23 protein-coding genes and 1 tRNA gene are annotated in these 21,401 nt (G+C 62.2%); 11 read left to right on the plus strand and 13 right to left on the minus strand.

Annotated features, from left to right (window positions below):
- Window positions 1-55 precede the first annotated feature (55 nt).
- The 5 genes from argB (at window position 56) to AC13CE_RS04670 (ending at window position 3,563) form a co-directional block, all read left to right on the plus strand.
- Window positions 56-964, plus strand: a complete 909-nt coding sequence (gene argB, locus AC13CE_RS04650) for an acetylglutamate kinase (protein ID WP_221540603.1) — start codon at window positions 56-58, stop codon at window positions 962-964.
- A 79-nt stretch (window positions 965-1,043) separates the two neighbouring features.
- The gene (locus AC13CE_RS04655) at window positions 1,044-1,328 is read left to right on the plus strand and encodes a YggT family protein (protein WP_337191073.1); all 285 of its coding nucleotides are present in this window, start codon (window positions 1,044-1,046) and stop codon (window positions 1,326-1,328) included.
- The gene (gene folD, locus AC13CE_RS04660) at window positions 1,325-2,218 is read left to right on the plus strand and encodes a bifunctional methylenetetrahydrofolate dehydrogenase/methenyltetrahydrofolate cyclohydrolase FolD (RefSeq protein ID WP_482971665.1); all 894 of its coding nucleotides are present in this window, start codon (window positions 1,325-1,327) and stop codon (window positions 2,216-2,218) included. The genes AC13CE_RS04655 and folD overlap by 4 nt, the downstream gene beginning before the upstream one ends.
- Before the next feature lie 125 nt (window positions 2,219-2,343).
- Window positions 2,344-2,943: a hypothetical protein gene (locus AC13CE_RS04665; protein ID WP_482971666.1), complete on the plus strand. Its 600-nt coding sequence runs from the start codon at window positions 2,344-2,346 to the stop codon at window positions 2,941-2,943.
- Entirely contained in the window at window positions 2,940-3,563 is a 624-nt protein-coding gene (locus tag AC13CE_RS04670; protein ID WP_221540610.1) for a MarC family protein, read from the plus strand. The genes AC13CE_RS04665 and AC13CE_RS04670 overlap by 4 nt, the downstream gene beginning before the upstream one ends.
- 3 nt (window positions 3,564-3,566) lie before the next feature.
- On the opposite strand, the gene AC13CE_RS04675 is transcribed toward AC13CE_RS04670, so the two are convergent.
- Both AC13CE_RS04675 and AC13CE_RS04680 read right to left on the minus strand, forming a co-directional pair.
- A complete protein-coding gene (locus tag AC13CE_RS04675; protein ID WP_221540613.1) occupies window positions 3,567-4,178 on the minus strand; it encodes an LON peptidase substrate-binding domain-containing protein in 612 nt (203 codons plus the stop codon).
- 7 nt (window positions 4,179-4,185) lie between these two features.
- Window positions 4,186-5,109 (minus strand): tetratricopeptide repeat protein, encoded by a 924-nt coding sequence (locus AC13CE_RS04680; protein ID WP_482971667.1) that lies wholly within the window; start codon window positions 5,107-5,109, stop codon window positions 4,186-4,188.
- Window positions 5,110-5,304: 195 nt separating this feature from the next.
- Between AC13CE_RS04680 and AC13CE_RS04685 the strand changes: the two genes are divergently transcribed.
- Window positions 5,305-5,379: transfer RNA gene (locus tag AC13CE_RS04685), tRNA-Gly, on the plus strand.
- A 104-nt stretch (window positions 5,380-5,483) separates the two neighbouring features.
- Window positions 5,484-7,703, plus strand: a complete 2,220-nt coding sequence (locus AC13CE_RS04690; protein ID WP_482971668.1) for a TonB-dependent receptor — start codon at window positions 5,484-5,486, stop codon at window positions 7,701-7,703.
- 31 nt (window positions 7,704-7,734) lie between these two features.
- Here AC13CE_RS04690 and AC13CE_RS04695 read toward each other — a convergent pair whose 3' ends face one another.
- The 10 genes from AC13CE_RS04695 to AC13CE_RS04740 form a co-directional block, all read right to left on the minus strand.
- On the minus strand, window positions 7,735-8,928 hold the full coding sequence (locus AC13CE_RS04695) for a saccharopine dehydrogenase family protein (RefSeq protein ID WP_482971669.1): 1,194 nt from the start codon (window positions 8,926-8,928) through the stop codon (window positions 7,735-7,737).
- Between the two features lie 427 nt (window positions 8,929-9,355).
- Window positions 9,356-9,910 carry a dCTP deaminase gene (dcd, locus tag AC13CE_RS04700; RefSeq protein WP_160728403.1) on the minus strand — a complete coding sequence of 185 codons (555 nt, stop codon included), beginning with the start codon at window positions 9,908-9,910 and terminating at the stop codon, window positions 9,356-9,358.
- 60 nt (window positions 9,911-9,970) lie between these two features.
- Window positions 9,971-10,612, minus strand: coding sequence for a hypothetical protein (locus tag AC13CE_RS04705; protein WP_482971670.1), 642 nt, complete (start codon window positions 10,610-10,612; stop codon window positions 9,971-9,973).
- 61 nt (window positions 10,613-10,673) lie between these two features.
- On the minus strand, window positions 10,674-11,471 hold the full coding sequence (locus tag AC13CE_RS04710; protein WP_482971671.1) for a DUF1295 domain-containing protein: 798 nt from the start codon (window positions 11,469-11,471) through the stop codon (window positions 10,674-10,676).
- Window positions 11,468-11,671 (minus strand): hypothetical protein, encoded by a 204-nt coding sequence (locus AC13CE_RS04715; RefSeq protein ID WP_482971672.1) that lies wholly within the window; start codon window positions 11,669-11,671, stop codon window positions 11,468-11,470. The genes AC13CE_RS04710 and AC13CE_RS04715 overlap by 4 nt, the downstream gene beginning before the upstream one ends.
- A gap of 24 nt (window positions 11,672-11,695) precedes the next feature.
- Window positions 11,696-12,088: a 1-acyl-sn-glycerol-3-phosphate acyltransferase gene (locus AC13CE_RS04720; protein WP_482971673.1), complete on the minus strand. Its 393-nt coding sequence runs from the start codon at window positions 12,086-12,088 to the stop codon at window positions 11,696-11,698.
- Between the two features lie 58 nt (window positions 12,089-12,146).
- A complete protein-coding gene (locus AC13CE_RS04725; RefSeq protein ID WP_482971674.1) occupies window positions 12,147-12,779 on the minus strand; it encodes a hypothetical protein in 633 nt (210 codons plus the stop codon).
- Window positions 12,780-12,866: 87 nt separating this feature from the next.
- Window positions 12,867-13,682 (minus strand): hypothetical protein, encoded by an 816-nt coding sequence (locus AC13CE_RS04730; protein ID WP_482971675.1) that lies wholly within the window; start codon window positions 13,680-13,682, stop codon window positions 12,867-12,869.
- A 2-nt stretch (window positions 13,683-13,684) separates the two neighbouring features.
- A complete protein-coding gene (locus AC13CE_RS04735; protein WP_482971676.1) occupies window positions 13,685-15,295 on the minus strand; it encodes a carboxyl transferase domain-containing protein in 1,611 nt (536 codons plus the stop codon).
- Window positions 15,292-16,461: an isovaleryl-CoA dehydrogenase gene (locus AC13CE_RS04740; RefSeq protein ID WP_482971677.1), complete on the minus strand. Its 1,170-nt coding sequence runs from the start codon at window positions 16,459-16,461 to the stop codon at window positions 15,292-15,294. The genes AC13CE_RS04735 and AC13CE_RS04740 overlap by 4 nt, the downstream gene beginning before the upstream one ends.
- 186 nt (window positions 16,462-16,647) lie before the next feature.
- On the opposite strand from AC13CE_RS04740, the gene AC13CE_RS04745 reads away from it, so the two are divergent.
- From AC13CE_RS04745 to AC13CE_RS04760, 4 genes are all read left to right on the plus strand, one after another.
- Window positions 16,648-18,165, plus strand: a complete 1,518-nt coding sequence (locus AC13CE_RS04745) for a sensor histidine kinase (RefSeq protein WP_482971678.1) — start codon at window positions 16,648-16,650, stop codon at window positions 18,163-18,165.
- 91 nt (window positions 18,166-18,256) lie between these two features.
- Complete coding sequence (locus AC13CE_RS04750) at window positions 18,257-18,685, plus strand: hypothetical protein (protein WP_482971679.1); 429 nt, start codon at window positions 18,257-18,259, stop codon at window positions 18,683-18,685.
- Entirely contained in the window at window positions 18,682-19,449 is a 768-nt protein-coding gene (locus tag AC13CE_RS04755; RefSeq protein ID WP_482971680.1) for an ATP-binding cassette domain-containing protein, read from the plus strand. The genes AC13CE_RS04750 and AC13CE_RS04755 overlap by 4 nt, the downstream gene beginning before the upstream one ends.
- A complete protein-coding gene (locus tag AC13CE_RS04760) occupies window positions 19,446-20,984 on the plus strand; it encodes an ABC transporter permease/substrate-binding protein (protein ID WP_482971681.1) in 1,539 nt (512 codons plus the stop codon). The genes AC13CE_RS04755 and AC13CE_RS04760 overlap by 4 nt, the downstream gene beginning before the upstream one ends.
- Window position 20,985: 1 nt before the next feature.
- On the opposite strand, the gene AC13CE_RS04765 is transcribed toward AC13CE_RS04760, so the two are convergent.
- Window positions 20,986-21,396, minus strand: a complete 411-nt coding sequence (locus AC13CE_RS04765) for a DUF2147 domain-containing protein (protein ID WP_482971682.1) — start codon at window positions 21,394-21,396, stop codon at window positions 20,986-20,988.
- Between the last annotated feature and the right edge of the window lie 5 nt (window positions 21,397-21,401).

The raw sequence follows: 21,401 nt of genomic DNA on the forward strand, positions 1-21,401 counted from the left end.
GGTCGGGCTAACGCCTGCGCTCTCCACCATGGAATAGCGCAGGCATTTGCATTTGATGACCCAGACCGAAGCCACCGACCGGCGCGATGCCAGCGCCAAGGCGCAGACGCTGATCGAGGCGCTGCCCTATTTCCAGCGCTATGCAGGGCGCAGCTTCGTGGTGAAATACGGCGGCAACGCCATGGGCGACGATGATGCCGCGCGCGAATTCGCCGAGGATGTCGTGCTGCTGAAGGCGGTCGGCATCAACCCGGTGGTGGTCCACGGCGGCGGCCCGCAGATCGGCGCGATGCTGGAGAAGCTGGGCGTGGAGACCCGCTTCGTCGACGGCCTGCGCGTAACCGACAAGGCGACCGCCGAAGTTGCGGAAATGGTCCTCTCGGGCGCGATCAACAAGGCGATCGTCGGATCCATCGCCCGCGCAGGCGGCAAGGCCGTCGGGCTTTCGGGCAAGGACGGCAACCTTGTCACCGCCCGCAAGGTGGAGCGCACCACGAAGGACCCGGAAAGCAATATCGAGAAAGTGCTCGACCTCGGCTTCGTGGGCGAACCGAGCGCGATCGACACCACGATCATCGAAACCGCCACGGCGGCGGGGATGATCCCGGTCATCGCCCCGATCGGCAGCGGCGAGGACGGGCATACCTACAACATCAACGCCGATACCATGGCTGGCGCGCTCGCCGCGGCACTGGGGGCGGCGCGCCTGCTCCTGCTCACCGATGTCGACGGGGTGCTGGACAAGGAGGGCAAGCTTCTTACCGACCTCACCCCGGTAGACATCGCGAAGCTGCGCGAAGATGGCACGATCAGCGGCGGGATGATTCCCAAGCTGGAAACCTGTGTCAGCGCCGTTGAAGCGGGCTGCGAGGCTGCAGTCGTGCTCGACGGCAGGGTCCCCCACGCCATGCTGCTCGAATTCTTCACCGCACGCGGCGCGGGAACGCTGATAAGCGCGCCTTAGGGGTGGCGAGGTGTCATCCGCTCTTGTAGAGGCATGACCATCGGGACTGCATTTTTCTAGAAAACGGGGTTCGACCTAAGTGCTGATTACCCTCTACCAGATCATCGAAATGATCACGTCCATCTTCGTGATGCTGATCATCATCCAGTTCATCATCGGCCTGCTGTTCGCCTTCAACGTGGTGGGCCGCAACGAATTCCTGATGGGGTTCTACGACGCGATCAATCGCCTGCTCGAGCCGGTATTACGGCCGATCCGCAACCTGATGCCCAACACCGGCGCGATAGACTTTTCGCCGCTGGTAGTGATCATCCTCCTGCAGATCATCCTGATCGTCCTCCGCAATATCATCATGTCCGTATGACGGCAGAGCGGATCGACGGGAAAGCCTTCGCGGCCAGCCTGCGCGAACGCGTCGGCGAACACGCCGCCCAGTTCGAGGCATCGGCGGGGCGAAAGGCCGGGCTCGCCGTGGTGCTGGTGGGCGAGGACCCGGCCAGCCAGGTCTATGTGCGCAGCAAGCACAAGGCGACCGTGGCCGCGGGCATGGAGAGCTTCGAGCATCGGCTGCCCGCTGACACGAGCGAGGAGGACCTGCTTGCGCTGGTCAATCGGCTCAATGCCGATGAAGCGGTCGACGGCATCCTCGTGCAGCTTCCCTTGCCCGACCATCTCGACGAGCAGGCGGTGATCGCCAGCATCAGCCCCGACAAGGATGTCGACGGCTTTCATGTCACGAACGCGGGACGTCTCGCGGTCGGGCAAAGCGGTTTCGTGCCCTGCACTCCGCTGGGCTGCATGATGTTGCTGACGGAACGTCTTGGCGATCTGTCGGGCCTCGAGGCAGTCGTCATCGGCCGATCGAATATCGTCGGCAAGCCGATGGCGCAGCTTCTGCTCGACGCCAATGCTACCGTAACGATTGCGCATAGCCGGACGAAGGATCTGCCCAGCGTGGTGAAACGCGCGGACATCGTCGTCGCCGCCGTGGGCCGCGCGGAGATGGTCAAGGCCGATTGGCTGAAGGATGGCGCCACGGTGATAGATGTCGGCATCAATCGCCTCCCCCCCACCGACGGCGAGGAGAAAGGGCGTCTGGTCGGCGACGTGGACTATGCCGGAGCAGAGAGTGTGGCGGGCGCGATTACGCCAGTGCCCGGCGGTGTCGGGCCGATGACCATAGCGGTTCTGCTGCGCAACACTCTGGTTGCTGCCTATCGCAACGCCGATCTCCAGGTTCCGGACGGGCTGTGATCGGCCGCGCTTTCCTGGTGGCTGCATGCGCAAGCCTGGTGGCTGGCTGCGCGGCTGGGGCACCTCGAGGACAATTTTCCCGGGTGCTCGCGAATGCTCCGGGTGCTGCCCAACCAAGCGAGGTAGTGGCACGCGAGATTGCGATGCTCCAGCGAGCCAAGGAAATCGGACAGGTCGAGGCCATGGCCGAATTTGCAGCGGATGGCGCCATGGTTCTCGCGGAGACAGGCGAGATCCCGGTATCGGACTTGCGTACGCTGCGCGATGATGGCCGTGTTGCCGCGTGGACTCCCAAGACTGTCTGGGTGAGCTGCGATGCCCGCTTCGCCGTTTCCGACGGGCGGTTCACTGCGGCGGACGGCAAGGTGGGCGACTATGTAACCACTTGGCGCGAAGACTCTTCAGGCGACTATGTCTGGGTTCATAATGCGAAAGCCCTCGATGATCCGCAGCCGGAGAATACCCCGCTTGAAGCCCCGAGAGACGACGAAATCGTGGTCGAAGCCCTGATTTCGGTGAAGGGTCATGTGACCGATTGCGATCGACCTGCCGGTTCGCCTCCACCACACGCAGCGTCGATGCACGAAATGCTTTCGCCCGATGGCCGACTGTCCTGGCGTTGGAATATGTCCGGACCTCAGCGCATCTTCCGCCTTTACGCCTGGACGGAAGGTGCCTGGAAACTTGTTCTGGACAGGCAATGGCCGATGGAGGGTAGTAAGTGACCCAGCTTTTCCTGTCGGCGTTCATCACCCTGTTCGTGGTGATCGACCCTCCCGGATGTGCCCCGATCTATGCCGGACTGACCAAAGGTGCCACCTCTGCCCAGCGGCGTATCATGGCGATCCGCGCGGCGGTGATTGCAGGTGTGATCCTGCTGATCTTCGCACTGTTCGGGGAACAGTTGCTGGCGGCGCTGCACATCGAACTCGACAGCTTTCGCATCGCGGGCGGTTTGATGCTGTTCTGGATCGCCTTCGAGATGGTATTCGAGAAACGCACCCAGCGGCGCGAAGAGCGAGCCGAGAAAGTGGCCGCCACACCCGAAGTCGAGGATGTTTCCATTTTCCCGATGGCCATACCGATGCTGGCAGGACCCGGCGCCATCGCCGCCATCATGCTGCTGATGAACGAGGCCGAAGATGTGACGGGGACATTCACCGTGCTCGGAGCGCTCGCTTCGGTGCTGATAATCACCATGCTCGCATTGATGGCGGCAGGTCCGATCATGCGATTGTTCGGGGACAAGGTGGAAGCGGCAATCACCCGCGTGCTCGGCGTACTGCTCGCAGCCCTTGCCGCTCAATATGTGATCGACGGCCTGCGCGGCAGCTTCGGGGTTTGAACCCTACTGCAGGGTAACGATCTCGTCACCATCGTCTCGCAGGGCGAAGAACTGCATCAACTGGATCATCAGTTCGCAGCGCTCCGACAGCGTTTTCGCTTCGATCAGCGCCTGCTTGGCGGCAGAATCGAACGGGGCGATTTGCGCGACGCCGTTGATCAGCGTCTCGTCATCGAGGCGCTCGACCGAATCCCAGTCGACCGAATACCCCTGCATGGCGGCAAACCGCTTGGCCTCGAATTCGAACCCGGCCCGTTCTACGCTGGCGAGCACTTCGTCCTTCGGGTCTTCGATCAGTTCAGCCTCGATCTGCCGGAACGCGGTGGTGACATCGAGTTCGCGCACCATTTTGAAACGCGATACCCCTTCGAGAACAATGTTGTAGCGTCCGTCTTCGAGCGCTTCGACATCGCCGATGCGACCGACGCAGCCGATTTCGTAAAGGGGCGAGCCCTCCGAATTTCGCTGGGGCTGGATCATCCCGATCAGCCGGTCCTTGGCAAGTGCGCTGCCGACCAGTTCGCGGTAGCGCGGCTCGAAGATATGCAGCGGCAATTGCAACGCCGGGAACAGTATCGCCCCGGGCAGGGGAAAGATGGACAGGCGGACGCTCAAACCGGCCTCATCCGAACAGCAGCTTGGACAGCCGCCGCCGGGTTGCCACGACCCATGGATCTTCGAGACCTACGGCGTTGAAAATGTCGATCAGCTTTGTCCGTGCCGCGCCTTCGTTCCACTCGCGGTCGGTTTCGATCATCGCGAGCAATTCGTCGGCGGCGGCATCGCGCTCGCCTGCGGCGAAAGCAGCCTCGGCATAGGCCAGGCGCGCATCCATATCGGAAGGGTCGGATTGCGCTTTCTCGCGCAGGGCAGCGAGTTCGTCGTCATCGACCTTGTTGCCCGCAAGTTCCAGTGCCGCCTTGGCGTTCTCGACCCGCGGATCTTTCGCCAATGCAGGGTTAGCCTCGGCAGTGGCGAGCGCCGCCTTCGCTTCCTCGACCCGATCGGCCAGCGCGAGTGCGCGGATGAGGCCCGCATGCGCGGCGGCATTGTCGGGCGCCATTTCGGCAACCTGCGCAAAGATGCCCGCGGCGCGCGCGGCATCGCCTTCGGACAGTACCTGCTCGCCCATCGCGACGAACTGGTCTACTTGCTGCGCGGCCTGTGCCTGCTGACTGTCTGCGTCGCCCCCATCGATCGGGAGCTGCGACAGGATCTGGTCGAGCGTCTGCTTCAGCTGCGATTCGCTGCGGGCATTCGTGAGGTCAGCAACCGGCTGCCCCTGGAACATGGCATACACTGTCGGGATCGACTGGACCTGAAACTGTGCTGCGATGAACTGTTCCTTGTCGACATCGACCTTCACCAGCACAACGCCCTTGTCGGCATATTCGCCCGCGACCTTTTCCAGCATCGGGGCAAGCGCCTTGCACGGGCCGCACCACTCCGCATAAAAATCGAGGATGACGAGCTTTGTCATCGATGGTTCGACAACATCCTGCTTGAACTTCTCGACAGCCTTCTGCTCGTCGATGCTCAATCCCATGCTCGCCACGTAAACCGCCTTTCTGCGCGTTGAAATCCAGGCTGCCCATGTGGGCCTTTCTCCGCCAATGTGAAGGGCCGGAGTGTCGCTCGCAACCCTCATGCGAAAACCGCACTTTTTTGCTTGCGGGACTCACAAGCCGTTGCTAGTTGCGCGCCTCCCCACCGGGCCATGCGGTCCGGCGAGCGTCAGTGAGCGGGCGTAGCTCAGGGGTAGAGCACAACCTTGCCAAGGTTGGGGTCGGGCGTTCGAATCGCCTCGCCCGCTCCATTTTCTCCTATCGACAAGAGATGTCCGGCTTACTGTGCGAAGTCGTTCGTCGCGCTAATTTGCATTTTATCGCGGCAATGGTTGCGTTCCGACTTCGCGTCGCTATGAGGCGCGTTATGTTGTATCACACCGTTTCGCTTCGCCGTGGCCTTGCCACTTCCATTTCCCTGATCGCACTGACCCAAGCTGCGCCGACGATTGCACAGGATGCCCCCGCGCAAGACGAGGCCGAGGTCACCAGCGCAGAAGACGATCTGCACAATCGCCGCATTGCTGCCGACGGTACGATCATCGTCAGTGCCGAAGCCTTGCGCGAGTTCGATCTTCTCGCCGGCACCGACGTGATCGAAGGCGAAGAGCTCGATGCCAATATGGACGGCCAGCTGGGCGAAGTCCTGACCAGCATTCCCGGCGTTACGGCAACCGGTTTCGCACCGGGCGCTTCCCGCCCGATCCTGCGCGGCTTCTCGGGCGAACGGGTCAAGGTCCTCGTCGACGGTATCGGCGCGATCGACGTATCGAATACCTCCGCCGACCATGCGGTTTCGATCGACCCGCTAACGGCGGAAAGCATCGAGGTGCTTCGCGGCCCGGCAGTGCTTCTCTATGGCAGCCAGGCCATCGGCGGTGCCGTTAACGTCATCGACAAACGAATCCCGCGCCGGATTCCAGCTGAAGACTTCCACCTCGATGCCCTGGTCCGCGCCGATACGGTGAAGGATTTACGCGAAGGCGGTGCCTCGCTCGATGTCCCGCTAGGTGGCGGCTTCGTGGTTCATGCCGATGGCCTTTATAGGCATACCGATGATCTCGAGGTCCCAGGTTTCGTGCTGTCCGAAGATCTGCGCGCCGACCTGCTCGCCGATGCTGCAGAAGAGGAAGACGAGAGACATCTCGAGGAAGCGGAAGAGCTTCGCGAGGTGGCCAATGCCAGCGATACGCTCTTCAACAGCGGTACGGAAACCTGGTCGGCCAACGGTGGCCTCGCATTCTTCCGGAACGATTCGAGCCTCGGCGTTTCCGTGGGAGTCTATGATACCTTTTACGGTGTACCCATCCTGCCCGGCGCCCACCATCACCACGAGGAAGAGGGCGAAGAAGACCATGAAGACCATGAAGGCGAGGACCACTCCGCAGAGGAGGGAGAAGGTCCCGAAACGGTCAGCATCGGACTGCGCCAGTATCGCGCGGACATGCGCGGCGACATCATGCTGGGCGACGGCTTTTTCGAGCGCCTCAAGATCCGGGCCGGCTATTCCGATTACACGCATACCGAATTCGAGGGCGACGAGGTCGGCACCGTATTCGATGTGCAGGGTATCGAGGCCAGGGCCGAATTGCTCCAGAATCAGGACGGCATTCTGCGCGGGTCGATCGGGACCCAATACTATTTCCGCGATTTCGCCGCCGAAGGTGCGGAAGCCTATGTCGCGCCGAACCGGACCGAACAGATTTCATTCTTCACCCTGCAGGAATACGGCAACGGCCCGCTCCAGCTCGAAGGGGCACTGCGCTACGAGATGACCGACGTGGACTCCGTCCCGCTCGGCATCGAACGCGATTTCGACAGCGTTTCGGGCGCGGTCGGCCTAGCCTATCAGGCAACGCCGAGCTTCCGGACCGGCGTGAACCTGTCGCGGGTGGCTCGCGCTCCAAGTGCGGAAGAACTCTTCTCCGAAGGGCCGCATATCGCGACGCAGCAGTTCGAGATCGGCGATCCCGACCTCGGCATGGAAAAAGCGTGGGGCGTCGAACTGTTCGCACGCGGCAGCCTTGGCCCTGTCGACCTTTCAGTGGCCGCCTACCGGTCATGGTTCGACGATTACATCTACCTCAGCGAAACCGGCCTGGAAGAAGACGGTCTTCCGGTGTTCGAATACCTCCAGCAGGATGCGACCTATACCGGCGTCGAAGGCCAGATTGCCTGGACCTTTATCGACACCCCCGGCTTCGACCTCACCGCCGACTTGCGCGGCGAGTATATCGATGCCGAACTGGATAACGGCTTCAACGTGCCGCGCATTCCGCCGCTAGGCCTGACGGGCGCGCTGGAAGCGGATACCGGAAACCTCACGCTGCGCGGCGAGGTCGAATGGTTCGACGACCAGAACGACGTCGCGCCCTTCGAGACGGCAACCGAAGGCTTCACCTTCGTCAATGCATCGGCCACATGGCGTCCGCTGGAAAGCGACCCCACCCTTGCGGTGATCCTGAAGGCCGAGAACATCTTCGATGAAGAGGGCCGGCGCCATTCCAGCTTCACGAAGGATTTCGTCCCGCTTCCCGGGCGCAACATCAGCGTCGCGGTGCGCATGAGCATGTAACTTCGATAGGGGGGCGTCGACGCCCCCCTTTCTAACCTTCGGCTTCGAAGGTCAGATGCGCGTGTTCGCGCAGCCGTTCGACCAGTTCCTCCGCCAGAAACGATCCCGGTGTTCCCACGCCGCCTTCGGCCTTGCTCTGCAGCAGCGCCATGCCGGTTTCGCCGAGCATTCGGCTGGTCGAACCATATCCCGGATCGAACTTGCCCTTCACCGCATATCTGATCTGCTTTCCGTCTGGCCACTCGCCGATGAACAGCACGTCGTAAAAACCGTTCTCGCGCTCTTCCTTTGTCGGTCCTTCACCCGGCTTCGGCGGCTTGGCGCCGAAGGGGTTCTTCATCAATTCGACCATCGCGTTGGCGGCGGCCTTGCCCGCATCCCCCGGACTGGTCAGCACCATCTCGTCATAACGGAAATCGGTTCCATAGGGGTGGCCGCGGAGGAAGTTGGTGCGGTGGACATTCTTGGTGTTGATCGGCGCCATGACGAAGGGCGCCGCCCATTTGCCGGTGTCTTCCTCGTAATGCGGTACCATGCCCGAAGGTTGCTCCGGCCCTTCGAAGCCGGGCGTGAGCGCAAACGGATCGCGCAGCACGCCAATGACCTTCGCGTCCCTCATCGCGGCCTTCATCGTGGCACCGAGGCTGGCTGCGGTCCCGCCTGAGAAGGTGCCCTTCATTGTGCGGACGCGACCCTTCACGCGGGGCGCCGGAGAACCGTGGCGCGTGACCGCCTCTTTCTGAAGCATCAGCACGCCGAGGTCGAAGGGGATCGAATCGAAACCGGAGGAAAAGCAGATCCTGGCTCCACTGGCCTTGGCGGCTTCGTGATGCTGGGCGATCTTCTCCGCCATCCAGGCCGGTTCGCCGCACAGATCGGCATAGTCGGTTCCGGTCTTCACGCAGGCTTCGACCAGCGCATTGCCGTAAAGCTGGTACGGGCCGACCGTCGTCAGGACCACCCGGGTGCGCCGGCACATGGCTTCGAGGCTGGCCGGATCGTCCGCATCGGCGACGATCATGCGAGTCGTCGAAGGCGCGCCGATTTCTTCGCGTACTGCGGTCAGCTTGTCTTCGCTCCGGCCGGCCATCGCCCATTTCGGACCATGATCGCTATTGCCGTATTCGCGAACGAGATGTTCGGCGACGAGGCGTCCCGTGTAACCGGTCGCGCCATAGACGATGATATCGAATTCGCGGCTGTCTTCATTGTTGGCATCGGTCATGCAATCTCTCCTTCGGGCGAGGTGATGCGCCGTGATGCCGTGGGAGTCAAAGCCGCTTGGTCGTGAGCGCTTGCAAGGCCGGGAGCAGCAGCGAAGGGTTGACGGTGGACGTTCTTTTCAAACCCGTGACCTTCCGCGGATTCTGCGCAGGATCAGGTGTTTGAGTGTAATCTTGGCGCAGCGGGTGTGACTTTTCAGATGGGCGGCTCGGTCATCGACTGGGATGTGCAGCAGAGGAAAGCGAAGCATGGGATTCACCGTCAGTTGGCAAAAGTCCATGCGATAGCGCCTTGGCGACCTGTAGGAAAACGGCCGGTCCATCATCGCAAGCTGGCAGTCACACCCTCTTCGTCGCCCCGGACTTGATCCGGGGCGACGGCAGAAGAAGCTGCGGCGAAAGCTTGCCCGGTCCCGTCGGGACCGGCTCTTACAACCTTGGCAGCGTCACTCCGCGCTGGCCCATATATTTGCCTGCGCGGTCGGCATAGGTCACTTCGGGCCGCTCGTTCCCTTGCAGGAACAGGAACTGGCACGCGCCCTCATTGGCATAGATTTTCGCGGGCAAGGGCGTGGTGTTCGAGAATTCGAGCGTCACATGGCCTTCCCAGCCCGGCTCCAGCGGCGTGACGTTCACGATGATGCCGCAGCGGGCATAAGTGCTCTTGCCAAGGCAGATGACCAGCACATCATCCGGCACGCGAAAATATTCGACTGTCCGGGCGAGCGCGAAACTGTTGGGCGGGATCACGCAGACATCGGTCTGGCGATCGACGAAGCTGGTCGCGGCGAAATCCTTCGGGTCGACCACGGCATTGTCGATATTGGTGAAGATCTTGAACTCGTCCGCCACGCGTGCATCATAGCCATAGGAAGACAGGCCGTAGCTGATGGTCCCGTCACGCCGCTGGCTCTCGACGAAGGGTTCGATCATGTCGCGTGTCGTGGCCGCTTCGCGGATCCATTTGTCGGAGAGAATCGCCATGCCGCTGTGATTCCGGAAAGCAGCGCATGCATCAAGCGGAGGAGGGATTTAATCCCCCTCCTAGGCGGCGTGGAGCTTGCCGGTCCCCCGTGCGCCGCCGTCATTCGCGTCGAGCCCGTCGAAGATCGCATCGACGATATGGGCCAGCTTGTCCTCGGAAAGGCGGTCTCCGATCATCGCGATGAGGTAGGGCTGGATATAGCTGAGCACCATCTGGTTGATGACCGACCGTGCATAGTCGACGTCCATCTCCGCGAGGTGGCCGTCCGCCTGCGCTTCGGCAATCAGTTCGCAAAGATAGTGATCGCCCAGATCGACATAACTCTGGGCATATTCGAAATACCGTTCGCCCATTTCGACATAGAGGCGGAAGGTGGCGGGATCGTCCTGGAAGTTCTTGCGCAGCAGTGCGAAGCGGCGCGCGAAGAATTCGTACATCTTGCGGCGCGGGGGGAGGCCGCTTCCCATTACCTCGTCCATCACCGCGATCTTGGGCGCGAACCATTCGGCGGTGATCGCCTCCAGCAGATCGCCTTCCTCGGGAAAGACAGCCTCCATCCGCGCGCGAGCTATGTTGAGTTCCGCCGCGAGCCGCGCACGCGTAACTTCCTCGCCCGTGCGTTCGAGGAGCTCCATTGCCTCGAGAGCAAAGCGCCTCCGCTGCTGATCGATATCCTTCTCGCCCACCTGTCCCGGCTCCATTGGAAGCTTCCTCGTGCCCACTTAGCGGATCAGGAGCGGGGTTAAACCCCCGCGCCTCGAATCAATCGCTATTCTTTGGGGGCATCGGGACGAAGGCGGAGGTCCGGCGCCTGTATTCACCGTAACCGGGCCGCGAATGCTTCATTCCCTTTTCCAAGAGGGCCGCGCCAGACCATTTGATCAGCGTGAAGGTGAGGAAGATCGGACCCGCCAAGGTCCACAGGGCGACTTCCCAGCTAATGCTGGCGGCGACCAGCCAGATCCCCCACCAGGCGCAGGCATCGCCGAAATAGTTGGGGTGACGGGTGTAACGCCACAGCCCCCGGTCCATCACCATGCCCTTGTTCGCGGGATCGGCCTTGAACCGGGCGAGCTGCCAGTCGCCGACCCTTTCGAAGACAATGCCGACCAGATAGAGCGCCACGCCGATGACGGCCAGAACGGTCAGGCGGCCTTCTCCCCCTGCGGCGAGGATGCCAGCCTGCGCCGACGAGCTTACGAGAAACAGCAGGACGGCCTGCTCCAGCCAGATCTTGGTCAGCGCGGTCGAAGCAAACCGACCCTCTTCGCGCGCTTTCTTGAGCATGCGGGCATACCGCTTGTCTTCGCCTTCCGCGCGCCACCTGCGGAAGAGATAAACGCCGAGCCTGAGTCCCCACGCCGCGGTCATTCCCAGAAGCAGGTGAGCGAGCAGCCCCCGTTGTTCGAGTTGCAGCCAGCTTGTGAGCGCCATCAGCGCCATGCCTGCGCCCCAGTAGGAATCGATGAACGAGACATCGCCGATCTTCACGGAAACGAGCCAAAGCACCAGCGTGGCGCACACCAAAATCGCAGCGTTGATTAGGAGGGCGTCGATCATTGCTTCATCTCTCCCACGGTCTGCGTGGTCTTTTCCAGCGCCACGAAGCGATCGCAATCGGGGCGCTTTTCACGGTAGAAGGCGGCGATCTTCGCCAGGTCGGCGCGGTAATCGCCGGTCGGCATGATCGGCTCACCCATGCCTCCGACCAGCTTCGCATTGTCGACCCATGCGGGCACGATGGGCACACCTGCGGCCATGGCGATATGGTAGAATCCGCTGCGCTAGTCGCCCTTGAAAGTGCGCGAACCTTCGGGGGCGATCACCAATGCGAGGTCATCCGCCGCGGCGAATGCGGCCGCGACCTGTTCGACATAATTCGCCCGCCTGCTGCGATCGACCGGGATGCCCCCCATGTCGAGCATGAAATCGGTCATCGGCCATTTGAACAGGCTGCTCTTGCCCATGAAGCTCGGTCGGATACCGAGTTCGTGCGTGGCGCCGATGAAGAAGATGAAGTCCCAGTTGGAGGTGTGCGGTGCACCGAGGATTATGAATTTGCGCGCCTCGGGCCGCCGCCCGTCGATGCGCCAGCCCTTCCAGCGATACAGCAAGATCAGCACTCGCCGAACGAGACGGCTCAGCAGCGATGGCTTGCGATTCGTGGCGCTCGGCATTCCCTCTCCTCCCGTCCGGTTAGCAGGTCCGGGCGGGAAAGCGAGAGGAACTGCGGCGTCAGACCCGGTCGCGCTCCGCCAATGACGGGTCGATGCTGGGCCTTGTGGGTGCGCCGGTGCCGGATTCCAGCGGGTCATCCACACCGTTCCCGTCGCGGTCGGCCACTTCGCTGGTCAGTTCGCCATAGAGCGCTTCGTAGTGATTGATGGCGCGGCGCAATTCCTCGGTCGTGGCATCGCTCGACCGGTCGGCGATTTCGTGCCCGGCGAGGTAATGCTTGGCCACGTCGCCGTGATCGACGGTGAGATCGGCATGGCGTTTCTCGAAATCGGCCATCGAATATCCGCGGAGGTTCATGATGTCGGTGAGCAGGCGATCCGCCCGGCTGACGGCTTCCATCGGACTGTCGACGAACAGCGCCTTGGTATCCTTCCATTCCCCGGCAAAGCGATCACGCTCTTCCGACGTAAGGGGCCGGATTTCGAGCTTCTTGACCCGTTCCTCGCGCTCGATCAGATCGGATTCGGCCTTGCGCCGACCACCCTTGGCTTCGAGCGTGCGATCATATTCCTCGCCATATCGGTCGCGCAATTCCCTGGTGCGGTTGCGCTGGATGAAAAGCCACGCAAGCAATGCCCCCACCACGAGGACGATGAGCACGATAGCAATGGTGACTTCCTGGCCTTCCATGGGCATTCTCCTGTTCACGGCCCAACCCCCACGGGCATGAAAGAGGAATGTCTGAAAGGGCTGTGAAGTTCCGCTCCGTCAGCTACGTCAAACCCATTCGACGCCGGGAACTGAATCCACACCGTGAAGATAGGCGGAGAATATTATCCTCACTTCGGTGATATCGAAATCATCCTCCGAACCGTCCGACTGACGTCGAGCTACCATCGGTCGTTCATCGCTCTCCCTGCGCTGCTCGATAGTATAGCCGAAGTCTGTCGGTGCACATTGCATGAAAGCGTTGTCATTCCGGCTGAGTATTACGAACTCCTCCGATTCTTCGGCCAAGCCGTCGATTGCTGTGCTGAGAGTTGCGGGAGTGACTTGGCCCGGGATCTGTCTGCCTGAAACTTGCAGGCTCATTGAAATTGGCTCGCTCTCGATCGACACCGGTGCAATTCGTTCAATCTGAGTGGTTTTATCAAATTCTGCCAACAGCAGCCGGACCATAGGATTTCGATATTGATCCCCCTGTTTGAGAAGCCATCCCCCAGCGACAAGGACGGCGATGGATCCTGCCAGAATTGGTATCGCACCCATCGGGTAAAGCGCACCGGTTGCTAACCCGTCGACGGCCCATATCCCTACGAAAGCTGGCAAGCCGAGCAGGCCAATGGCGACGGGTAGAGTGATGGTCGTACCTACGATGCGCGAGGTCCAGCCATCACGCTTCACTAGCGCGACGAGTTCAAGATGGGTTGAAATCCCCGACCAAAGAAACAGCCACGGGCCAATGAAGAACCCTCGTGGGCCGGGCTTGCCGTGAAAGAACGGCTTGAGAAGCGTGCGAATGCGTTGACGCGTTTCCTGGACGGTTCCTGTAGATCGGATGGCAAAGCCGACTGCCGAGCTATTCTTGGCCAAGGTCACATCCTGAACACACCAAATTGCGGGCGTTCCGCGATAGGCGCTTCCAGTGTCGCTGCAAAGGCGAGGCCCAGGACGTCGCGGGTCTGGGCCGGGTCGATCACGCCGTCGTCCCACAGGCGGGCAGTGGCGTAATAGGGATTGCCTTCGTCTTCGTATTTCTGGCGGATCGGGGCCTTGAATTCCTCTGCCTGCTCATCGCTCCAGCTGTCGGCATCGCGGTGGACGGTGGCGAGTACGGAGGCCGCCTGCTCGCCGCCCATCACGCTGATCCGCGCATTGGGCCAGGTGAACAGGAAGCGCGGGGAATAGGCGCGCCCGCACATACCGTAATTGCCCGCACCGAAGCTGCCGCCGATGACGACGGTGACCTTGGGTACGGTCGCGGTGGCGACGGCGGTGACCAGCTTGGCGCCATGTTTGGCGATGCCTTCCGCCTCGTATTTCCCGCCGACCATGAAGCCGGAAATGTTCTGGAGGAACAGCAGCGGGATGCGGCGCTGGCAGGCAAGCTCGATGAAATGCGCGCCCTTTTGCGCGCTTTCGGAAAACAGCACGCCATTGTTGGCGAGGATCGCCACCGGCATGCCCCAGATATGCGCAAAGCCGCAGACGAGCGTGCTGCCATAATGCTGCTTGAACTCGTGGAACTCGCTGCCGTCGACTAGGCGGGCGATCACTTCGTGCACGTCATAGGGCGCGCGGACGTCTTCGGGCACGATGGCGTAGAGGTCTTCCGCGTCGAACTTCGGCGGGCGCGGTTCGCGCAGTGCGATACCTTGGGCCGCGGCGTGGTTTTCGCCCAGATGGCTGACGATATCGCGCACGATGGTGAGCGCGTGCTCGTCGTTCTCGGCGAGGTGATCGACCACGCCCGATTTCTTCGCGTGCAGATCGCCGCCGCCGAGGTCCTCGGCGCTGATTTCCTCGCCCGTCGCGGCCTTCACCAGCGGCGGGCCGGCGAGGAAGATCGTTCCCTGATTGCGGACGATCACCGTCTCGTCGGACATGGCGGGCACATAGGCGCCGCCCGCTGTGCAGCTGCCCATGACGCAGGCGATCTGCGGGATGCCGAGCGCCGACATGTTCGCCTGGTTGAAGAAGATACGCCCGAAATGGTCGCGGTCGGGAAAGACCTCGGCCTGGTGCGGCAGGTTCGCCCCGCCGCTGTCGACGAGGTAGATGCACGGCAGGCGATTTTCCTGCGCGATTTCCTGCGCGCGGAGGTGCTTCTTGACCGTCATCGGGTAATAGGTGCCGCCCTTCACTGTGGCATCGTTGCACACGATCATCACCTGCCGGCCCGACACGCGCCCGATCCCGGCGATCAGTCCCGCTCCGTTGATCTCGTCCTTGCCATACATGCCATTGGCGGCGAGCTGGCCGATCTCGAGGAAAGGACTACCCGGATCGAGCAGGCGCTCCACCCGGTCCCGCGGGAGCAATTTGCCCCGCCCCACATGGCGCTCGCGGCTGCCTTCCGAACCACCCAGCGCGGCGGCGGCAACGGTGGTGCGCAAATCGGCGGCCAGCGACTTGTTATGCTCGAAACGTGCCTTGGCGTCGGGCGCCTCGCGGTCGAGCGTGGATGTGAGAACGGGTGCGGTCATCCGGCCGCCCCGATCAGTTCACGCCCGATCAGCATTCGCCGGATTTCGTTCGTGCCCGCCCCGATATCGAGCAGCTTGGCATCGCGCATGTAGCGTTCGACCGGCCAGTCGAGCGTGTAGCCCGCCCCGCCCAGCGCCTGGACGCTCTCGGCCGCCACGCGGAAGGCGTTCTCGCTCGCCAGCAGGATCGCACCTGCCGCGTCGAAACGCGTGGTTTTCTCAGCGTCGCAGCTCTTGGCGACGGCATAGGTGTAGGCGCGCGCCGATTGCAGGGCGACATACATGTCGGCCACCTTGGCCTGCATCAGCTGGAAAGACCCGATCGGCTTGCCGAACTGCGTGCGCTCGCGAAGGTAGGGGATGACCGTGTCGAGGCAGGCCTGCATCACGCCGAGCTGCAATCCGGCGAGCACCACGCGCTCGTAATCGAGCCCGCTCATCAGCACGCCCACGCCGCCGTTTTCGGGACCCATCACGTTCTCGTCGGGGACGAAGCAATCGTCGAACACCAGCTCTGCCGTGGGCGAGCCGCGCATGCCGACCTTTTCGATCTTCTGGCCGATGGAAAAGCCTTCAAAGCCTTTCTCGATCAGGAAGGTGGTGATGCCGCGGCTGGCCGCCTCGGGCGAGGTCTTGGCATAGACCACCAGCGTATCGGCATAGGGCGCGTTGGTGATCCAGAACTTGGTGCCGTTGAGTACGTAGCCCCCGTCGACCTTGTCGGCCTTCGCCTTCATCGAGACGACGTCCGACCCAGCGCTCGCTTCGCTCATCGCGAGGCTTCCGACATGTTCGCCGCTGATCAGCTTGGGCAGGTATTTCGCCTTCTGTTCGGCATTGCCCCAGCGGGCAATCTGGTTGACGCAGAGGTTGGAATGCGCCCCGTAGCTTAGGCCGACCGAAGCGCTAGCGCGGCTCAATTCCTCGACCGCGATCACATGCTCGAGATAGCCCAGCCCGAGTCCGCCGTCCGCTTCCGGAACGGTGATGCCGTGTAGCCCCAGTTCGCCCATCTGCTGCCACAGTTCGTCACGCGGGAACCAGTCTTCGCGGTCGACCTTCTCGGCCAGAGGGGCGATCTGTTCGTCGGCGAAGCGACCGACACTCTCGCGGATCATCTCGGCGCTTTCGCCGAGCTGGAAATCGAAATCGGGGGTAGCGCGCAAAATCGTCTCTCCTTGGCGGACCGGACAGGTCCTGCATTTTCTACGCCGCCCGATAGCCGAGCGTGATGAAGGGCGCAAATCTCTGAATCGGCGCCCGAAAGAAGGTTGGCCAAGCGCTCCCTCTTCGATAGGTAAAACCGTTGTATCTCTGCTATTTATCGCCTATTGCAGCGTGCGCAGATGGACATGTTCACTTTCGAAGAGACTCTCTGGCCCCAGGGCAACGCGCCTGCTCCGCCATTTTGCGACGAGGGCGAGCGTTTGAACGTGCTTGCAGCCTTTGGCACACAAGGGCTCCTCGGCGATCCCGAACTTAAGCAGCTCGTTACCTTTGCGGCTGCGCTTTGCCAGACTCCGGTCTCCACAGTCACCGTGGTCGAAGAGACGCGGCAGCGCTTTCTCGCCCAGGTCGGTCTCGAAGTCAGTGAAACACCGCGCTCCACGAGCTTTTGCGCCCATGCGATGCTGCAAACGCAGCCGATGATAGTGAGCGATGCCACGCAGGACGAACGCTTTGCGGACAACCCGTTGGTTACCGGTGAACCGAACATCCGGTTCTACGCCGGTTTCCCGCTCGTGTCCGAAGAAGGCGCTCCGCTGGGCGCGCTGTGCGTGATCGATACCGAACCGCGGCCGGAAGGACTTACCGAACTCCAGCATCAGGGAATGACGGTACTGGCGGCCGCCGTAATGCGTCGCTTCGGTCAGCGGCGGGCGAGCGAGGCAGCAAGGAGCGAAATCGCCTTGCGCGAAGCGCGGCTTCGCCGGATGATCGATTCCGTCCCCGGCATCGCCTGGCGCGCCGACGACAAGGGCAATTTCGCCTATATCAATGCGCGCTGGAAGGAACTGACCGGGCTCGAACCGCCGACCACAACCGCCGGGTGGCAGGGAGCGATCCATCCCGATGATTGGGAATCGACGCTGGCCAAGTTTGAAGCCGCGGTCGGGGCGGGCGAACTGTTCGAGGACGAATGGCGCCTCCGCCTGGCGGACGGATCCTATCGCTGGGTCCAGTCCCGTGCTGTACCTGTGGTCGAAGAGGGGCAGGCGATCAGCTGGTTCGGTACCGTCTTCGATATCGACAAGTCCCATCGCATGATGGAATCGCAGGATCTCCTGGCACGCGAGCTCTCGCATCGGATCAAGAATATCTTCGCCGTGGTTTCCGGCCTGATCGCCATTCGTTCGCGAGGGCGTGAAGAGGTGGCGGATTTTGCCGCTGAGCTGACCGATGCCATCCGCGCTCTGGGAACGGCACATGACTATGTCAGGCCGATGAGCGATAGGCGCGGAGAAACGCTCTCGGGGCTATTGACCGACTTGCTCGCTCCCTATGACACCAAGGGCGGCGAGCGTTTCTCGATCAAGGGGCCCGGCGTGAAGATAGGTGCGCGTGCAGCGACACCGCTCGCGCTGATCTTCCACGAACTCGCCACCAATTCGGCCAAGTACGGTGCACTATCCTGTAAGGAAGGTCATGTTGCCGTGACTGTGACCGAAGCAGAGGGCCAGATCCGCGTCGACTGGGAAGAACGGGCTTCGCCCTGCAAAACCGCGCCGAAAAAAGACAGCGAAGGCTTCGGGTCGCGGCTGTTGAGGATGGCGATCGAAGGACAATTGGGCGGGCGGTTCAAGCGCTCTTATTCCGACGACGGGCTCGATGTAGAGATTTCGGTCCCGGTCTCGTCGCTGAGCGACTGACACTCGCCAATCCGCATTCCTTTTCCTATGCTTCGCCCCATTCGACCGGATGGAGGGAAGTTTGCGGGGTTTTTTCAGGATTTCGACTATCATGGCGCTGGGTCTGGGCGCTTGCACGCCGCCTGAGGACGAGCCAGTCTCTCAGGACGATACCGCGCTCGAAATGTCTGGAGAAGAAGCAGACGGCGAAGCTGTTCCGGAGGGCTTCGCCGAGACTGCATGGCGCGTCACTTCCGAAGACGGCGCGCGCTACGCCACCTTTTTCGACGCCGGGGGGCGCTATCGCGACTTGCGTAACGGCGACCCCTGGCAGGAGGGGGAATGGACCTATTCGGACGGCCCCAACGGAAAACAGATATGCCTGAGACCAGATGGCGAGAATAGTGTTGAAACCTGCTGGCAGCCGGGCAGCGTGAATGACGATAGGATGGTTGCCACCGGGCAGGAAGACCGCCGGATCGAACTGACGCGCATAACCTATCGGGCACCGGATCCGAGCGAAGGTGACGAAGAAGAGTGAGGGGCTCGGAAGGCCCCGCGCTCGCATTCGAGAACGTCGCGAAATCCTATGGAGAAACGCATGCCGTCCAGAGTGTTTCTCTGCAAATCGAATCGGGCCAGTTCGTTGCGCTTGTCGGGGCAAGCGGCTCCGGCAAGTCGACGCTGCTCAAGACCGTCAACCGGCTGGTAGAGCCAAGCGCGGGGCGCGTACTGTTCGAGGGCGAGGATGTTGCCGGCTTGCCGCTGGCCGCCCTGCGTCGCCGGATCGGTTATGTCTTCCAGTCGATCGGGCTGTTCCCGCATATGACGGTCGCCGAGAATATCGGTATCGGGCCGAGGCTGGCTGGCCAGAAAATCGACACTTCGCGCGTTGCAGAGCTGCTCGAGCTGGTGGAACTGGAGGCGGAGATGGCCCGGCGAATGCCCGAGGAGCTTTCGGGAGGGCAGCGTCAACGCGTCGGCGTGGCGCGTGCGCTGGCCGGAGATCCTCACCTGCTGCTAATGGACGAACCCTTCGGAGCGCTGGACCCGGTCACGCGCGACGCGCTCGGCGAGCGGGTACGCGGGCTTCACCGGGAATTCGGCCTGACGAGCGTCATGGTCACGCACGACATGGCCGAAGCCTTGCTGCTGGCCGATCGCGTGCTGGTGATGGATGAGGGGCAAATCGTCGCGGACGAGCATCCGCAGGCGCTTGTAGGGGGCGGCGGCGGAGAGATAGCGCAGGCGCTCGTCGCGGTGCCCCGGCACCAGGCCGAGCGGCTGGCGGAGCTGTCGCGATGACCGGCGTGTGGAGCGCATTGATGGGTCTTGGCGACCAGCTGGCCGCCCATGTCTTGCTGTCAGCCGCTGCCATCGCACTGGGGATCGTGGTCGCACTGCCCTTGGCTATCTGGGCGAGCCGGTCGGAGAAAGTGGCCCGCATTTCGCTTGCCTTCGCCAGCCTCGTCCAGACGATCCCGGCCCTGGCCTTGCTTGCGCTGTTTTTCCCGATCCTGCTGTCGCTGCGATCGGTTTTCGGAGAAGGGCTGCCGACGCTGGGTTTCCTGCCAGCTCTGCTCGCCCTTGCGCTCTATGCCCTGCTGCCGATCCTGCGCAATGCCGTGACCGCACAGGCCAATCTCGATCCGGGCGTCATCGAAGCGGCGCATGGGGTCGGAATGGGCTTTCGCCAGCGCCTGTGGCTGGTCGAGGCACCCTTGTCCGCCCCCTATATCATGGCAGGTATTCGTACGGCAGCAGTCTGGACCATCGGGGCTGCAACGCTTGCGACGACTATCGGACAGAAGAGCCTGGGCGATCCGATTTTCGCCGGGCTGCAGACGCAGAACTGGGCGCTGGTCCTTGCCGGCTGCATCGCCAGCGCTGGCCTGGCGCTATTGGCAGACACCATTCTCGGAACGATCGAACGCGGGTTTCGCGATCGGCGGCGAAGCCTCTGGCTCGGAGGGCTCGTGGCTGTGGCACTGGGCATTGGCGCGGCCCTGTTCGCGCAATTCGGCAGCGGCGAGGATGAAGATGCGGTCGTGATCGGGGCCAAGGGTTTCTCCGAGCAGTACATTCTGGCGCGGCTCATAGGGCAGCGGCTGGAGGAGGAAGGGTTTGCCGTCGAATATCGCGATGGGCTCGGCTCGGCGGTGGCGCATAGTGCTGCGGCAAGCGGCGAAGTCGATATCTATGTCGACTATACGGGCACGATCTGGGCCAACCAGATGAAACGCGAGGACAACCTGCCGCGCGAGGAGATGTATGAGCAGATTGCAGAGTGGGAGACAGCAAACACCGGAATGCATGTGCTGGGGCGGCTGGGCTTCGAGAATGCCTATGGCCTCGCCGTGACGTGCGAACGTGCGCGGACCTACGGGTTGGGTTCGATCGAGGATCTGGCGCGGGTCGCGCCGCAGCTTACCGTTGGCGGCGATCCGGAATTCTTCGAGCGGCCCGAATGGATCGCAGTTCGGGAAGCCTATGGTCTGCGCTTCGCCGAACGCCGCAACTTTTCACCCACTTTCATGTATAACGCGCTCCGGTCGGGAGAAGCGGATGTGATCGGGGCCTATACGTCCGACGGGCGGATCGAGGCGGACAAGCTGACCATCCTCGACGATCCGCGCGGTGCATTTCCCAACTATGATGCGGTGCTGCTGCTCAGCCCTTCCGCTGGGAGCAATGAGGGAATCATTGCCGCGCTCGAACCCCTGATCGGTGCCATAGATGTCGGTGCCATGCGCGAGGCCAACTATTCCGTCGACCGCGAGGAAGACAAACTGTCCTTCGAAGAAGCTGCGCGGCAGCTGGCGGAGCGAGCCGGACTGTAGATCAGGGAGCGCGTTTCCAGGTCTGGGTCTGGCAAAAGGGGCCGAGACAGCCTTTCACTTCAAGGGTGGATGCATTCTTCCTGCGAATGATCGAGCGGTAGGTCTTGCCGCTTTTCGGGTCGTAAATTTCGCCCCGCCATTCGTCGCCCTCTTCGGTGAAACCTGTCAGTACAGGCATTCCCATTAACTTGCGGCTGCGCAGCTTGGGATTGCGATTGTTGACGTCGCGCTGGTCCGCGCCTTGCGGCGGTGTGACGAGGAATTTCGTGATCCGCCCGCAAAGACGCTCTCCGCAATCGCCGATAGTGATCACTGCGTCGCCTTCGGCGGTCATCCATTTGCCTTCGACCGGCTGCGCGGCGAGCAAGGGTGAGGCTGTGACCAGGGCGGCAAAGGCAAGGAGGTTCTTCATGGAAT

It is taken from the genome of Qipengyuania sp. B-5 (assembly GCF_056857815.1).

What these genes read in the sequence shown, in the direction of transcription:
- argB (WP_221540603.1), top strand. Translation starts at nt 56, where the DNA reads ATGACCCAGACCGAAGCCACCGACCGGCGCGATGCCAGCGCCAAGGCG.
- folD (WP_482971665.1), top strand. Translation starts at nt 1,325, where the DNA reads ATGACGGCAGAGCGGATCGACGGGAAAGCCTTCGCGGCCAGCCTGCGC.
- AC13CE_RS04680 (WP_482971667.1), bottom strand. Translation starts at nt 5,109, where the DNA reads ATGGGATTGAGCATCGACGAGCAGAAGGCTGTCGAGAAGTTCAAGCAG.
- AC13CE_RS04690 (WP_482971668.1), top strand. Translation starts at nt 5,484, where the DNA reads ATGAGGCGCGTTATGTTGTATCACACCGTTTCGCTTCGCCGTGGCCTT.
- AC13CE_RS04695 (WP_482971669.1), bottom strand. Translation starts at nt 8,928, where the DNA reads ATGACCGATGCCAACAATGAAGACAGCCGCGAATTCGATATCATCGTC.
- dcd (WP_160728403.1), bottom strand. Translation starts at nt 9,910, where the DNA reads ATGGCGATTCTCTCCGACAAATGGATCCGCGAAGCGGCCACGACACGC.
- AC13CE_RS04705 (WP_482971670.1), bottom strand. Translation starts at nt 10,612, where the DNA reads ATGGAGCCGGGACAGGTGGGCGAGAAGGATATCGATCAGCAGCGGAGG.
- AC13CE_RS04710 (WP_482971671.1), bottom strand. Translation starts at nt 11,471, where the DNA reads ATGATCGACGCCCTCCTAATCAACGCTGCGATTTTGGTGTGCGCCACG.
- AC13CE_RS04715 (WP_482971672.1), bottom strand. Translation starts at nt 11,671, where the DNA reads ATGGCCGCAGGTGTGCCCATCGTGCCCGCATGGGTCGACAATGCGAAG.
- AC13CE_RS04720 (WP_482971673.1), bottom strand. Translation starts at nt 12,088, where the DNA reads ATGCCGAGCGCCACGAATCGCAAGCCATCGCTGCTGAGCCGTCTCGTT.
- AC13CE_RS04725 (WP_482971674.1), bottom strand. Translation starts at nt 12,779, where the DNA reads ATGGAAGGCCAGGAAGTCACCATTGCTATCGTGCTCATCGTCCTCGTG.
- AC13CE_RS04735 (WP_482971676.1), bottom strand. Translation starts at nt 15,295, where the DNA reads ATGACCGCACCCGTTCTCACATCCACGCTCGACCGCGAGGCGCCCGAC.
- AC13CE_RS04745 (WP_482971678.1), top strand. Translation starts at nt 16,648, where the DNA reads ATGTTCACTTTCGAAGAGACTCTCTGGCCCCAGGGCAACGCGCCTGCT.
- AC13CE_RS04750 (WP_482971679.1), top strand. Translation starts at nt 18,257, where the DNA reads ATGGCGCTGGGTCTGGGCGCTTGCACGCCGCCTGAGGACGAGCCAGTC.
- AC13CE_RS04760 (WP_482971681.1), top strand. Translation starts at nt 19,446, where the DNA reads ATGACCGGCGTGTGGAGCGCATTGATGGGTCTTGGCGACCAGCTGGCC.
- AC13CE_RS04765 (WP_482971682.1), bottom strand. Translation starts at nt 21,396, where the DNA reads ATGAAGAACCTCCTTGCCTTTGCCGCCCTGGTCACAGCCTCACCCTTG.